The following is a 13,686-nucleotide window of genomic DNA, read 5'->3' as shown; positions in this document are numbered from 1 at the left end:
CCCATCGGGGTGACGAGAACCGGGGGACTCGTAGCCGGCGGTGGACGACCACGGTCCGATCGGTGACCTGCAGACGCGGCGCTGATGACCCGGGATGGGATGCCACGCCTGCACACCGAAAGCGCCTGCCGGCGCGGCAACGCCGGCCTCGCCGAGCACCTGCACGAACACGCCCGCGTCCGCGGCGCAGTTCTGCCCACCGGCTAGCTGTTGCGCTACGCAACGGCCTGCCCGACCGGCACGTCCTTGCCACGGGGAGTCTCCTTCCGGCCGCCGCACTGGACTACGCCGCCACCGACCCGCCCTGGGCGGTCGCGACGGCAAGTACAACAACGTTCACCGCCTCCGTCGTCGCGCAGACGCTGCACACCGCGGAAACCACTGCCCGTGCCGCGGCCGATGCCCGCAGCGGCGCGATCGGCCTGCTCACCTTCACGATCTTCCTCGGCAAGTCACCGCCACATGGTCGGCAGGACTTTTGATCCACAGCGCTACCGCCTACGGCCTGGTGCACTGGTGGGCGCATACGGCCAGCGCTACGACCGCCTGCTCGCCGGTGATGTCCGCGAGGGCCACCCGCCCGCTTTGCTGGTGGCCCCTGGCAGGCCGGCGACCCTGATGACGACCAGCCAGAAAATCTCTGCTGAATCGGCTAGAAACCCTCGGCAGCACGGGTTACTCTTCTTCAGGTCGAGAACAGAGAGCCACCAAGACGCAGACGTACCGCCCGGCCGTGAGGTCACGACGGGCGGCGGGGGAGCGAAAGTTTCATCACCGCTCCTCCCGAACGGCAGTAGGAGCACGTCAGCCCCGACGTGAAGCGAGACGGGGCACCGCAGGTGGGGCCAAGGCATCTTCAGGGCTCCAGCTGATGTTCGCCGTATGTGTACGGGGCCATGAAGTCGCGTGGGCTCCGACATCGGTGGACGGCACGTCAAGTAAGGGAAAGAGAAGTAGAGGAAAGGGAGGGCCGTACACCGTTGGATCGCCCGCCGTCGGCCGTCAATCCAGGCCGGGCGGACACCGCAGTTTCCATCGAACGAGAGGTGGTCTCCGGTCACGCTTATGCGATCCTCGCACCCGAAGCCTTCACTGACGGCTGGTGCGGATACGACAAGCCGACGTTCCTGTCGGCAGATGGTGTTCTGACCCGTAACCCTGGGCCCCGGCGCGCAAGCGCCGGGGCCCTCGACGTGGAGGTGACATGGGGAAAAACCCCGATGACATGTTCGGCGACGAGGACTACCCCGCCTACACCATTGGCCGAGCCGCGGAGATGCTCGGTACCTCGCAGGACTTCCTGCGCCGACTGGACGAGGCGAAACTGATCGATCCGCACCGCTCCGCCGGTGGGCACCGCCGCTACTCCCGCTACCAGCTGCGCCTGGCCGCCCGGGCCCGGGAGATGGTCGACCAGGGCACCGCCCTGGAGGCCGCCTGCCGGATCATCATCTTGGAAGACCAGCTCGAGGAAGCCCTCCGACAGAACGAGAAGCAGCAGGGGACGCGGCGACAGGGCTGACCGACCCGCCCTCGGGTGAGGCCGTCGGGCGTGGCCGCCGGTGTCGGTAAGCCAGCGGGCGGACCCGTCGTCCCCGCCTCGCCCCCTGGCGGGCCATACCCCGTTTGTGGCGCCTCTCGGCATCCCGGCCGGCCGGCGGTCCGAAGCGCCGCTATCGGGCGTCCGGCCGCCGCACCTGGAAACGGCTGATCGGCGGCGTGCAGCGCACGACCAAGGTCAGCCGCGGAACGAACGACGACGGTACGGGTGGAAACGCCCCTAACGCGGCGGCGTCGGAATCGATCACCGCTGCGAGGGTGACGGAGTTGCGCCACGCGGTCGCCGCGGCGGTCATGGTCACACGCAGCGGTGCGATGTGGTGGTTCGGCCTTGTACGGCGCCCGTAACTTCCGGCAGGCCGCCGACCGGGTGGCCGAGTTGCCGCAGCCGTCGCTGGCCGCGCTCAGCGGCAGGGCGACGCACAGCGAGCCCGCGACCACGGAAACGACGAGGGGTCCCGCAGCGCGGTGCCGGCGCTGCGGGACCCGTCTCCGCTGGGCGTCAGTGGGCGATGGCCGCCTGGGCGGCCTCCTCCTGGGCCCGCCGTTCGTCGCCACTGACGGTGTGCAGCGGCTTCTCCTTGACGAAGAGGACCACCACCATCGCCAGCAGTGCCAGCGGCGCGCCGATCAGGAACAGGTCGGCCGTGGCGGTGCCGTAGACGCTCTGCACGATCCGCAGCACCGGCTCGGGCAGCGCCGACAGGTCGGGGACCTCGCCGGCGGAAGCCCCGCCGGCCGCGGCCGGGCCGAGCTTCTCGGTCATCAGGTCGGTGACCCGGTTGGCCAAAACCGCGCCGAGCACGCTGACACCGATCGCGCCGCCCATGCTGCGGAAGAACGTCAGCACGGAGGTGGCCGCGCCGAGCTCGCTGGCGGGCACGTCGTTCTGCGCCGCCAGCACCAGGTTCTGCATGAGCATGCCGACGCCGATGCCGAGCACGGCCATGTAGATCGACAGGACGACCACGCTGGTCTCCGCGTCGATGGTGCCGAGCAGGACCATGCCGACGGTCATGATGGCGCCACCGGCGATCAGGTACATCTTCCACCGGCCGTACTTCGTGATGAGCTGGCCGGCGACGGTCGACGAGACGAGCAGCCCGAAGATCATCGGAAGGCTCATGAGCCCGGCCACGGTCGGCGACTTGCCGAGGGAGATCTGGAAGTATTGGGAGAGAAAGACCGTGCCGCCGAACATGGCCACGCCGACCAGCACGCTGGCGATGGTGGCCAGCGAGACCGTCCGGTTGCGGAAGATGTCCAACGGAATGATCGGCTCGGCGGCGCGGGACTCGACGAACACCGCCATCGCCAGCAGTGCGACACCGCCGACCACCATCACCGCCGTCCAGCCCGACGCCCACGCGAACTTGTTGCCGGCGAGCGACGACCAGACCAGCAGCAGCGAGACGCCCGTCGTGATCAGCACGGCGCCGAGCCAGTCGATGCGCACCTGGCGACGGACGACGGGCAGATGCAGCGTCTTTTGGAGCAGGACGATCGACAGGATGGTGAACGGCACGCCGATCAGGAAGCACCAGCGCCAGCCGAGCCACGAGGTGTCGACCAGCACGCCGCCGATCAGCGGCCCGGCGATGGTGCCGACGCCGAAGACGGCACCGAAGATGCCGGCATACCGGCCGAGCTCGCGCGGCGGGATCATGGCGGCCATGACGATGGTGGCCAGGGCGGTCATGCCGCCCGCGCCGACACCCTGCACGATCCGGCTGAGCAGCAGAACCTCGACGTTCGGCGTGAAGCCGGCGATCAGCGAGCCGATCACGAACAGCCCGAGGGACAACTGGATGAGCAGCTTCTTGCTGTAGAGGTCGGCCATCTTGCCCCACAGCGGCACGGTAGCCGTCATGGCCAGCAGCTCGGTGGTGACGATCCAGGTGTAGACGGTCTGGCTGCCATTCAGGTCGGCGATGATGCGCGGCAGCGCGTTCGCCACGACCGTGGACGCGAGGATCGACACGAACATGCCGACCATCAGGCCGGAGAGGGCCTGCAGGACCTCACGGCGGGACATGCGTGCCGTGCCGACCTCGACGGCGTCGGCGGGCACAGTGGGTGCGGACATCAGGTTCCTTGTCTCATCGATGAGGGAGCGCCAGGGACGGTGGTCACCGGGTGCATCGGGGGTCGGGCAGGCCGGCGGCGAGCGCGTCGAACGCCTCGTCGGCCAGCTCGGCCAGGGACCGGGCGCCGCCGGCGGCGGCCCAGCGGAGCATCGCGGTGCGGAACGCGGCGCCGGTTACGGCCGTGAGCAGCGCGGGGAAGCCATGGTCCGGGGGTACACCCACCCGGGCGGCGAGGGTCTCGGTCATCGTCCTTTCCGCCTCGACGCCGAGCGCGGCCAGGCGCGGCAGCAGGGCCGGATTACGTGTGACGACCTCCATGCGCAGCAGCCACAGCTCGCGGTCGGCCTGCATCTCGTCGATCACCTCGGCGAGGGCCGTGCGGATGGCCGCGAGCGCGGACACCTCCGGCGGCACCTCGGCGACCCGGGCCACGAGCCGGGCGGTGTCGACGGCGTGGTCGCCGATGAGGGCGTCGTCCTTGCTCGGGAAGTAGTTGAAGAAGGTCCGGGACGAGACATCCGCCGCCTCGCTGATCTCCTCCACCGTGACGTGCTCCAAGCCGCGCTCGGCGACCAGCCGCAGCGCGGCGGTGGCCAGCGCAGCCCGGGTCTGCCGCTTCTTGCGGTCCCGCAGGCCGGCGGTCGCGGGCGAGGTGCTGCCATCGGTCACCGGGCAACACTAGGACCAATCTTTCAGTAACTGCAAACTTTCGTGCTCTGAAGTGATCAGGCTAACGGCGTGACCGGCGAGGGCCGGCACGCGGCAGCCCCTGGCGTTGCTGGCGTTGGCGGACTGGCTGCGGGTTGAACGCGTTGAGTTGGTGGCGATGGAGGCCACGTCGAGTTACTGGAAGCCGCTGTTCTACCTGTTGGAGGCGGAGGGATTCACCTGCTGGCTGCTCAATGCCCGCCACGTGAAGAATGTGCCGGGCCGGCCGAAGACCGACCGGCTGGATGCGGTGTGGCTGGCCAAGGTCGTGGAGCGGGGGCTCTGCCGGCCGAGCCTGGTGCACCCCAAGCCGATCCGGCAGCTGCGGGATGTGACCCGGTACCGGCGCAGCCTGGTTCGTGAGCAGACCAGGGAGAAGCAGCGGCTGGAGAAGACCCTCGAGGACGCGCAGATCAAGCTGGACTCGGTGATCAGTGACCTGCACGGGTGTCGGGGCGGCAAATGCTGCAGGCCCTTATCGGCGGGCAGCGTGCCCCGAAGGTCCTCGCGGAGATGGCCCACGGTTCGATGCGCCGCAAGATTCCCCAGTTGCGTGACGCGTTGACCGGTCACTTCGATGACCATCATGCCTTCATCTGCGCCACGATGCTGCGCCGCATCGACGCCCTGGCCGCGGACATCGCCGAGCTGGATGCCCGGATCGAGGAGCTGATCGCCCCTTTCGCCTGGGCGGTGGAGAAGCTGGATGAGGTCACCGGTATCGGTCTGCGCTCGGCTCAGGAGCTCATCGCCGAGGTCGGGGTGGACATGAGCGTCTTCCCCACTCCCGCACACTTGGTGTTCTGGGCGAAGTTCTGGGCTTGTCAAGTTTTCTGTGGGTGAGGGTGTAGCTGGTTGGTTGTCTGGTGGTGGTTGGTCAGAGAGGTAGCCGGCCGGGGAAGTGGACTTGGACGGAGTCGGCTCTCGTGTCACGGGCAACGCCCCCGACGGACACCGCCACAGCGGCGTAGTTGACCCAGACCGAGAGGTAATCACGGTGGTCAAACACGGGCGTGTACGGTGCGGATGTGGGCAGCCGTAGCCATGCCAGGGCTGGTGGGGCCGATCCGGACAAGGTCCGGGGCGCAGTGACTGCATATGCGCCTCTGAGATACTCGGAGCGATCTTCCCTCTACGTCCGACGTGCCGCCTCGCGCGTCGTGCTATCGAGTTCCGCCACACGCTTCACCCGTGAGCGATGAGTTTGGGCGGCGGATCGGGTCTGCCCTGGCATGACTCGAATCATCGCTGACATCTCGGTCTCTCTCGACGGCTTCGTCACCGGGCCCGACCCCAGCCCCGACCACGGTCTGGGAACCGGCGGCGAGGCCCTGCACACGTGGGCGTTTTCCGACGACCCCGACGACCGCCGGGTCCTGCGCGAGGGGACCGTCCGCTCGGGCGCCGTCGTCCTCGGCCGCCACCTCTTCGACGTGGTCGACGGGCCGAAAGGCTGGGACGACACGTCCGGCTACGGCGCCGGCGAGGTCGGCAAGCCCGCGTTCGTCGTCGTGACGAACTCGCCGCCAGAGTCGGTGCGGACAACCAACCTCGACTGGACGTTCGTCACCACCGGCCTGCCCGACGCCGTCACCGCCGCGCGCGAGCGAGCCGAGGCGGCGTCGTCGGACAGCGGCAAGGACCTCGACGTCATCCTCATGGGCGGCGGCGCCACGATCGGCTCGGCGCTCGACGCCGGGCTGGTCGACGCGCTGACGCTCCACCTCGCGCCCATCGTGCTGGGCGCCGGGACACCACTGTTCACCGGCGGAGCTCCGCGCACGCTGGTACAGCGAACCGTGATCTCGACATCGACCGCGACGCACCTGACCTACGACGTCTCCCGGTGATCCGATGACCACTGTCAACGCCAACAAAATCGCCTTGGGCATTGAGTCGTTCGGTGACGACGACGCGCCACTCGTCCTGCTGACGGGCGGAACGACGATGCTCTCCTGGCCCGACGCGCTGTGCGAGCGCCTCGCCGCCGGCGGGCGCCGTGTGGTGCGCTACGACCTGCGCGACAGCGGGGAGTCGACAACGACGGATCCGGAGGCGCCCGCCTACACCCTGCGCGACCTCGCCGCCGACGCGGCGGCCCTTGCTGACGCGCTCGGCGGGGGACCTGCGCACCTCGCGGGGATCGGCGTCGGCGGGATGGTCGCTCAGGTAGCCGTGCTCGACCATCCGGGCGCGTTCTCGGCGCTCACCCTGGTCGGCACCCGCGCGGTTGCCCCTGGCCCGCCCGACGATGACCTCCCCGACCATGACCAGGCGACGATGAGCCGGCTGTTCGCGCGTCCGATGCCCGATTGGACCAACCGCGAGGCGGTTGCAGAGTTCGCCGCCGCCGGCGCGGAGATCCTCGGCGACGACCCCATCGCCGCGCGCGCAATCGCTGCGCGCATCTGGGACCGCACGCCCGGCACCGCACCACCGATCCAGATGGCCAACCAGATGGGCATGGTGTTTTCCAGGCTCGACTGCACACCACGCTGGCGTGAGCACCTGGCCGAGATCGAGGTCCCCACCCTCGTTGTCCACGGCCGCCGCGACCGGTTCTTCCCCGTCGGCAACGGCGAGGCGATCGCGCGCGAGATCCCCGGGGCGCGGCTGCTCGTCCTCAAGGAGGCTGCCACTGCGATCCCCGATGCGGTGGTCGGCGAGGTCACCGAGGCGATGCTCACGCTCGGATAAAGAAGCGGCGGGGTGCCGCGCGGGTCTGGCCTCCACGCAGCAGTGCCGAGCGGGCTGGGTAGCAGCAGCGACGCTGAGGCTGACGTTGGACAGGAGTTCGCCCATCTGGTCAGGGCCTTGCTCGCGGCGGTGCTGACGGTAAGCCGCCGGCAGAGCTTGGTGGCGACCGATTCGTTGATGTAGCGGCAGCGCGGGAGGTCGTAGGCAGCATGCAGGACCTGGAGGGGGCCATTATCTGCCGGATGCCGACGACATCCGTTTCCTGGTCCAGCACCTGGGTGTTGGCCGCGCTCATGATGAGGTCATAGGCGCTCTCCGCTGTGCTACGTCGGGATGCTGTCGCACGCCTGGTACGACCATCGTCGGATTTGAGGGTGCTGCGATGGTTGCCCCTGCGGCTACGAACGTTCAGACGGGTGCGACGGAGAACTCGGCCATACAGCCGGGGGAACGTTTCATGTTGATGCTTGAATAGTCAACGAATATTCGTCTCAGGGTTATGTTCTGTTGCCGGAGCGACCTAGCCTCCGCACCATGTCTGACATCTCTCGCCGTAGGCTCCTGGGTGCCATCGCCGGTGGCACCGCGCTCTCGTTTCTGCCCCCGTCACTACTGAAGGCGATGGCCGCGCCGCTGCCTCCCGGTGGTATGGATGCGATTGAACACGTCATCATCCTGATGCAGGAGAACCGTTCCTTCGACAACTACTACGGCACCCTCAAGGGCGTGCGCGGCTTCGGCGACCGTACGCCGCTGCGTCTGCCCACCGGGGCCACCGCCTTCGAGCAGCCGCGGTCCGGCGGTGGCAAGGTCCTGCCGTTCTCGGCCCGGCAGGCGGCGGTCGACGCCGGCCGCCCCGCCAGCGACATTCAGTACCTCGGTGCGCTCCCGCACGGCTTCTCTGACGCCAACCAGGCCCGGGCGAACGGCTGGTGGAACGACTGGGTCGCGGCTAAGGGCCAGAGCACCATGGCCTTCTACGACCGGCGCGACATCCCCCTGCAGTACGAGCTGGCCGACCGTTTCACCATCTGCGATGCCTACTTCTGCTCGGTCTACGGCTCGACCAACCCCAACCGCAACTACCTGTGGTCCGGCACGACCGGCTACGAGCCGGACGGCGTCAACCGGGCTGTCACCAACGCCGCCTATTCCTACACCCACGCGGGCTATGACTGGACGACATACCCGGAGCGCCTGGAGGCCGCCGGCGTCTCCTGGCAGATCTACCAGGAGTGGGACAACTTCACCGACAACGCGGTGGAGTACTTCCGGCCCTGGAAGGAGATCGGCCGGAAGATCCTCTCCAAGGTCAGCGGCCGGTACTCCACCACGGAGCAGTTCTACGACGGCCTGTGGGACAAGACCGCGGACCAGCGGAAGGCCGCGCTGGCCCAGTTCCAGCAGGGTGTCGACTCGCTGACCGAGGCGGAACGCCGGCTGTTCATGCGGGGCGCTTACCGCTCCGAGCCGAACACCCTCGTCCACCGGGTCAGGTCCGACATCAACAACGGCAAGCTGCCGAAGGTGAGCTGGCTGGTTCCGACGGCGGCGCTGTCCGAGCACCCCAGCACCTCCACCCCGGTCGGCAGCGCCAACCTCATCTACGACCTCCTCGACGCCATCGCGAGCGACCCGAAGACCTGGTCGAAGACGGCTCTGTTCATCAACTTCGACGAGAACGACGGCTACTTCGACCACGTGCCCGCCCCGGTCGAACCCCGACCGGACTCCGGCAACAGCGACGACTGGTTCAACGGCCTCCCGATCGGCCCCGGCCCACGGGTGCCGATGACAGTCGTCTCGCCGTGGACAGTGGGCGGTTTCGTCTGCTCGGAGACGTTCGACCACACCTCGGTCATCCGGTTCCTGGAGAAGTGGACCGGTGTCCAGGAGCCCAACATCAGCGCTTGGCGCCGCAGCGTCTTCGGCGACCTGACCTCCGCCTTCGACTTCAACCGCGGATACGCGCAGCCCAAACTGGAGCAGCCCGACCCGGTGCCGTCGGCGGTCGGCCGCTGGAACCCCATACCGCCGAAGAACCAGTCGCTCCCGCAGCAGGAGGCCGGCACCCGCCCGACGCGTCCCTCTCCGTACCGGCTGTCCCTGCGGGCTGACGTCACCGGCTCCGGCGTCCGCCTCCGGCTCGACAACGCGGGTACCACGGCCGCAACGTTCACCGCCTACCCCGGTGACGGCACCGCCCCCCGCGCGTGGACCGTCTCCGCCGGCGGGACCGCCGACAACACCATCGAGTACGGCGCCGACGGCTACGACCTGCAGGTCACTGGCCCCGGCTGGTCCGTCTGGGAGCTGCGCGGCACCGGTGTCGGCGCCGAGGCGAACCTGATCGAGCAGGCCGTCCCCGGCCAGGTGAAGGTCCAGTGCGCCAACCCCTCCACCACCACCCGCACACTCCTCGTCGGCGAGTCGGTCTACCCGCGCAACCCCGGTGACCACGTCCAGACCGTCACCCTCGCGCCCGGCGAGACCCAGACCGTACCGATCCGCCTCCCTGACCACGGCTGGTACGACGTCGTGGTCGTCGACCAAGGGGACCCGGCGTTCCTGCGCCGGATGACCGGCCGCCTGGCCGACGGCAGGCCCGGCGTCACCGACCCGGCGACCGGTACCGCCCCGGCGCTGGCCGCGACGATCACCCTGCCGCAGCCGCTGCCCTCCCTCGACACGCCGTTCGTGCATGGCAACCCGACCGAGGTCGTCGTCACCGTGCGGAACCAGACCGACGCCAAGCTCGACCAACTCTCGGTCGCCCTGCTCGCCACCTCCGGCTGGACGGTCGAGCGGACCGCCGCAGCGCCGACCGTGGTCGCCGCCGGCGACTCGGCCGATGTGCGCTTCACCGTCACGCCCGCCCCGAACGCCACCACCGGCACCCTCGTGGTCGCAGCCCACGGCGACGGCAACGGCCTGCTGAGGCTCGCCGACGCACGCGTCCGCTCCGGCGTCGCCCCCGCGATGAGCGTCTCGCTGACCGCTCTGGCGAGCTTGCCCGGCACCGACGGCACCGTGATCTCACCGGGCAAACCGGTCACCGTGACCGCCACGATCACCAATGCCGGCAGCACCCCGCTCACCAGCCTGGCCGCCAGGCTGGCCCTCCCGACGGGCTGGACCGCCACCCCCAGAGGCGGCGCGCCGGTGGACGTTCCCGCCCGCTCCGCCGCCCGCCTGGAATGGGACGTCGTCGCGCCCGCCTCGGCGGCACGCACCTCCGGCAGCCTCAAGGCGACCGCCACGGCGAACCTGAACGGCAGCATCCAGCAGGCGACCGCGTCCCTGTCCGCCAAGACCGGACCCGTCATGACCGGCTACCTGCTCGCGGAGGACTTCGAGTCCGTCGCAACCGCGCTCGCTCCGGCGGCCGACCTCAGCCGGCCCGGCCTGCTCGGCTGGACCCGGACCACCCCCGAGGGCTGGACCATCACCAACGCGCCGGCCATGCCGCAGGGCACCCGGGAGCTGCAGGGCTGGACCTTCCTGTCCAAGCAGTTCTGGTTCCCCGCCGGGCAAAACCGCCCCAACTTCAGCCGGTCCCTCGGCGTCGTCGCGGTCGCCGACCCCGACGACTGGGACGACACCGGCAGCCCGTCCAGCCACGGCCGGTTCGACTCGACCCTGACCACCCCGACAGTGGCCATCCCGTCGGGCACCTCCACCCTCCACCTGGGCTTCGACTCCCACTACCGCCAGGAAAGCCCGCAGGAGGCCGAGGTCACCGTCCAGTTCGACACCGACGACAAGGTCCAACTGCTGCACTATAGCAGCGCCACCTCCGGAAACACCAACCAGGGCCAAGACCAGGAGAACCGGCTCGTCCGACTCTCCTGCCCCGTCCCGGCCGGGGCCACGTCGGCGAAGGTCAACTTCCGGATCTTCAATGCTGGCAACAACTGGTACTGGGCCATCGACAACGTCCGGCTGGACACCAGCCCGATCGCCGACGCCTGACCCGCCCGCGGCCTGACCGCCTCCGACCCGGGATGCACAGACGTCCCGCCCGGAACGGCCGTGATGCGCCAGGAGGCGGGCCGCCGTGCCGGCCGGCCCGCCTCCTGGCGTGACCGCCGCTGCCTACCTCAGGTCGAGCGGCTGCCGCAACGGGACGGACTCCTTCGAACCCTGCCATGCCTGGGGTCCGGGGCGGCGGCCGTCATATCCCGCCCCGGTGACGGCGCTCGACCAAGGCCGCATGCGGCGTCTGTGTGCCGGACAAAACGTCACGGTGTGACGGCGTACTCGGTGAATCCGCCGCACGGCTTGAAACCGAGGCGGCGGTAAACGGGTTCACCGTCCGAGGACGCCTGCAGGACCACCGTGCGATAACCCGCTTCGTAGGCGGTGCGAAGGGCCGCCAGGGTCATGGCGCCGCCGTATCCGCGTCGGCGGTGAGCCGCCAGGGTCGCGATGTTGTAGATCCCAGCGACCTTCCCGTGCAGGAAGACCTCGGCCGAGCTGACCGGGTGGCCGTCAACGTAGCCGACCAGGTAACGGGCGGGGCAGCCGGGGGCGAGTGCCCACGCGGCGGCATCGGCGAAAAAGCGGCGCACAGTGGCGGCTGGCGGATCCCAGCTGGCGGCGAGGACGGTCGCGTAGTCGGAGAGCTGCCTGGGGTTCGTCACAGGATGGATGTCCAGGCCTTGAAGGTGCGGTCGGGGTGGTGCCGCGTTCAGTTCCGTCCACATGCCCGTCTCAGTCTCCGACGCCGTGAGGCCGGCTTCCTCGAGCAATGAGGCCAGTTGTGTCGGTGCGGAGACAGGGCCCACCCACCAGGAGAAGGGCCGGCCCGTGGCGGCAAGGGCCTGGACCGTCTCCCTGACCCGGGTGCGGGCGGTGTCCGTACGCAGCCGCGCCGCCGCGACGATGTTGAACGTGTCGTCGGCCAGTCCGCTGTCGGCGATCAGGAGGTCGTCCGTCTCCGTGACCGTCGGGCCCGGCATGTGACGGTGCAGGTGACACGCGTGTTCGGCAAGGTTCCGTTCCATCTCGGCCAGCAGATCGGGAACAGAGCAGTCGGGGTGCTTTGCTTCTTTCATTGAGGTCATCGCATCATGACGGTAATCGCTGTGCACCGGAATTCTCCCTCGGTGGCCCCACCCGGGAGGTTGTCAGGCGATGTCGTCGGGCGTGATCGCGTTCAACCTCCTGCGAGCCGCAGTCTGCGTATTGCGACCGCGGCGCCCGGCGTGGTGATTGTGGCGGCATCCGGCTGCGGATCGAGTACCAGGGACCACGCCCGCGAGCGTGTATCTGACTTCCTTCGCGCTCTTGGCGGGCGGCGTGCGGCGATTCGACGACCCGGCCGGAAAGGACGTTGACGCGGTTCGGCCGACCCGCGATGAGATCCGTGAGGGTGTCGAGCGCCTCGTCGCCGAGCTCCTACCGTCGGCTTCGACGGCTCACTGACGGCGCCTCGACCACCGCCCAAGGCGTCGTCGACGTGACCGGCCTATGCCAGCTCCGCGCACGAGTTCAGGACGGGTACGCGTCATCGGAGCGACGAGTGACCCAACCGCGCTCGGACGCCTCCCAGCCGAGTTGCATCCGAGTCGTCGATCCCGTGAGGCCCATGAGCGCGCGGATCCGGCGCTGCACGGTCCGTCCGCTCATCCCGAGTTGTTTGCCGACGGCATCGTCGGTGAGCCCGCCGAGCATCAGCGACAAGAGGGCCACGTCGAGCGAGTCCAGCCCCGCGGCGGGACCGTCGACGAGGGAGCCGTCAGGGCTCAGGACAAGGGGGACCCCCGTTGCCCAGACGGACTCGAAGAGCGTCACCAACGAATGGACGAGGCTCGGGGCCCGGATGACGACGGCAGCCGCGTCGTATCCGCGGACTGAGAGCGGCACCATCGCCACGGCCCCGTCGGTCACCAGCAGCTTGGTCGGGACCTTTGCCACGGCCCGGACCTGGGCGTTGGAGCCGAGGGCCGCCCGCGCCTCGGCGACCGTCGCATCATCCTCGAACGCCGCCCGCTCTATGACGACCCGGAACCTGACGCCGCGGTCGAGGGCCTGCTCCTCGGCGCGGTTGTCCTGCGGGTTCAGGGCGACGGGGCGGGCGTCGACGAAGGCACAGACCTCGTCCCTCGCGCTCAGCTCGAGCTGAAGAAACCGTCCCCCGACTGCTGCCGCTCCGAGCACGACCTCGACGAGATCGCCGACGTCGGCATGGTTGAGGTCGCGGCGAAACATCTCGGTCAGCCGAGCCACCGACGTCTCCGCCACGGCCAGGGCGTGCCGACGCGAGTTGAGCAACCCCTGCAGCGAGACCTCCGGGGCCGTGGGACGCCACCGGCACACGCCGGGCTCGAACGCCACCACCTCGACGAGCCCGAGGTCGCGCAGCGACACGAGAACCTCGTCGACCTCCTGGACGGGGCGACGCCATCGTGCCGCGAGTGCTTCCAAGGTCCCGCCACCATCAACGACGAGGGACTGATAGTCGCGCTCCTGTGCCGCTGTCAGGCCAATGGCGCTGAGATCGACCTCCATGGCCATCGGCCTCCCTTCGCGCCGTTCGGCCCGGCCGTCGCGCACGCTGGCCTGTCGAGAACACGCCATGTCGATTCTCCGCCTGCCCGCACCAGTTCCCCGAGGCGGGCGTCGTTGGCAC

12 protein-coding genes are annotated in these 13,686 nt (G+C 69.3%); 7 read left to right on the top strand and 5 right to left on the bottom strand.

Annotation, left to right across the window (positions count from 1 at the left end; all coding sequences use genetic code 11):
* Positions 1–62: 62 nt before the first annotated feature.
* Both ACY34I_RS25705 and ACY34I_RS25700 read left to right on the top strand, forming a co-directional pair.
* Positions 63–482, top strand: coding sequence for a hypothetical protein (locus tag ACY34I_RS25705; protein WP_462757582.1), 420 nt, complete (start codon positions 63–65; stop codon positions 480–482).
* A gap of 722 nt (positions 483–1,204) precedes the next feature.
* Positions 1,205–1,522 carry a helix-turn-helix domain-containing protein gene (locus ACY34I_RS25700; protein WP_148803724.1) on the top strand — a complete coding sequence of 106 codons (318 nt, stop codon included), beginning with the start codon at positions 1,205–1,207 and terminating at the stop codon, positions 1,520–1,522.
* 151 nt (positions 1,523–1,673) lie between these two features.
* Here ACY34I_RS25700 and ACY34I_RS25695 read toward each other — a convergent pair whose 3' ends face one another.
* The 3 genes from ACY34I_RS25695 to ACY34I_RS25685 form a co-directional block, all read right to left on the bottom strand.
* Positions 1,674–1,856, bottom strand: a complete 183-nt coding sequence (locus ACY34I_RS25695; protein WP_462757581.1) for a hypothetical protein — start codon at positions 1,854–1,856, stop codon at positions 1,674–1,676.
* A 206-nt stretch (positions 1,857–2,062) separates the two neighbouring features.
* Positions 2,063–3,646, bottom strand: coding sequence for an MDR family MFS transporter (locus ACY34I_RS25690; RefSeq protein ID WP_462757580.1), 1,584 nt, complete (start codon positions 3,644–3,646; stop codon positions 2,063–2,065).
* 43 nt (positions 3,647–3,689) lie between these two features.
* On the bottom strand, positions 3,690–4,316 hold the full coding sequence (locus ACY34I_RS25685; protein ID WP_462757579.1) for an acyl-CoA-like ligand-binding transcription factor: 627 nt from the start codon (positions 4,314–4,316) through the stop codon (positions 3,690–3,692).
* 115 nt (positions 4,317–4,431) lie between these two features.
* On the opposite strand from ACY34I_RS25685, the gene ACY34I_RS25680 reads away from it, so the two are divergent.
* The 5 genes from ACY34I_RS25680 (at position 4,432) to ACY34I_RS25660 (ending at position 11,024) form a co-directional block, all read left to right on the top strand.
* A complete protein-coding gene (locus ACY34I_RS25680) occupies positions 4,432–4,920 on the top strand; it encodes an IS110 family transposase (RefSeq protein WP_462757578.1) in 489 nt (162 codons plus the stop codon).
* A complete protein-coding gene (locus ACY34I_RS25675; protein WP_462757577.1) occupies positions 4,905–5,198 on the top strand; it encodes a hypothetical protein in 294 nt (97 codons plus the stop codon). Before ACY34I_RS25680 ends, ACY34I_RS25675 begins: the two co-directional genes overlap by 16 nt.
* A 389-nt stretch (positions 5,199–5,587) precedes the next feature.
* Entirely contained in the window at positions 5,588–6,205 is a 618-nt protein-coding gene (locus tag ACY34I_RS25670; RefSeq protein ID WP_462757576.1) for a dihydrofolate reductase family protein, read from the top strand.
* 4 nt (positions 6,206–6,209) lie between these two features.
* Positions 6,210–7,052: an alpha/beta fold hydrolase gene (locus ACY34I_RS25665; protein WP_462757575.1), complete on the top strand. Its 843-nt coding sequence runs from the start codon at positions 6,210–6,212 to the stop codon at positions 7,050–7,052.
* Between the two features lie 534 nt (positions 7,053–7,586).
* The gene (locus ACY34I_RS25660; protein WP_462757574.1) at positions 7,587–11,024 is read left to right on the top strand and encodes a phosphocholine-specific phospholipase C; all 3,438 of its coding nucleotides are present in this window, start codon (positions 7,587–7,589) and stop codon (positions 11,022–11,024) included.
* Between the two features lie 269 nt (positions 11,025–11,293).
* Here the strand turns inward: ACY34I_RS25660 and ACY34I_RS25655 are convergent, their stop codons facing one another.
* Together ACY34I_RS25655 and ACY34I_RS25650 are read right to left on the bottom strand one after the other, a co-directional pair.
* Positions 11,294–12,145 carry a GNAT family N-acetyltransferase gene (locus ACY34I_RS25655; RefSeq protein WP_462757573.1) on the bottom strand — a complete coding sequence of 284 codons (852 nt, stop codon included), beginning with the start codon at positions 12,143–12,145 and terminating at the stop codon, positions 11,294–11,296.
* A gap of 400 nt (positions 12,146–12,545) precedes the next feature.
* Positions 12,546–13,571 (bottom strand): helix-turn-helix domain-containing protein, encoded by a 1,026-nt coding sequence (locus ACY34I_RS25650; protein ID WP_462757572.1) that lies wholly within the window; start codon positions 13,569–13,571, stop codon positions 12,546–12,548.
* Positions 13,572–13,686 lie beyond the last annotated feature (115 nt).

The sequence above is a fragment of the Micromonospora sp. RTBAU3-60 genome, assembly GCF_054963695.1.
The sequence above is the reverse complement of the archived record's forward strand: the minus strand, read 5'-3'. Positions and strand labels throughout refer to the sequence as shown.

Bases quoted from the DNA above. Each gene is read 5' to 3' on its own strand.
- ACY34I_RS25700 (WP_148803724.1), top strand. From the start codon at position 1,205: ATGGGGAAAAACCCCGATGACATGTTCGGCGACGAGGACTACCCCGCC.
- ACY34I_RS25660 (WP_462757574.1), top strand. From the start codon at position 7,587: ATGTCTGACATCTCTCGCCGTAGGCTCCTGGGTGCCATCGCCGGTGGC.
- ACY34I_RS25665 (WP_462757575.1), top strand. From the start codon at position 6,210: ATGACCACTGTCAACGCCAACAAAATCGCCTTGGGCATTGAGTCGTTC.
- ACY34I_RS25695 (WP_462757581.1), bottom strand. From the start codon at position 1,856: ATGACCGCCGCGGCGACCGCGTGGCGCAACTCCGTCACCCTCGCAGCG.
- ACY34I_RS25650 (WP_462757572.1), bottom strand. From the start codon at position 13,571: ATGGCCATGGAGGTCGATCTCAGCGCCATTGGCCTGACAGCGGCACAG.
- ACY34I_RS25670 (WP_462757576.1), top strand. From the start codon at position 5,588: ATGACTCGAATCATCGCTGACATCTCGGTCTCTCTCGACGGCTTCGTC.
- ACY34I_RS25690 (WP_462757580.1), bottom strand. From the start codon at position 3,646: ATGTCCGCACCCACTGTGCCCGCCGACGCCGTCGAGGTCGGCACGGCA.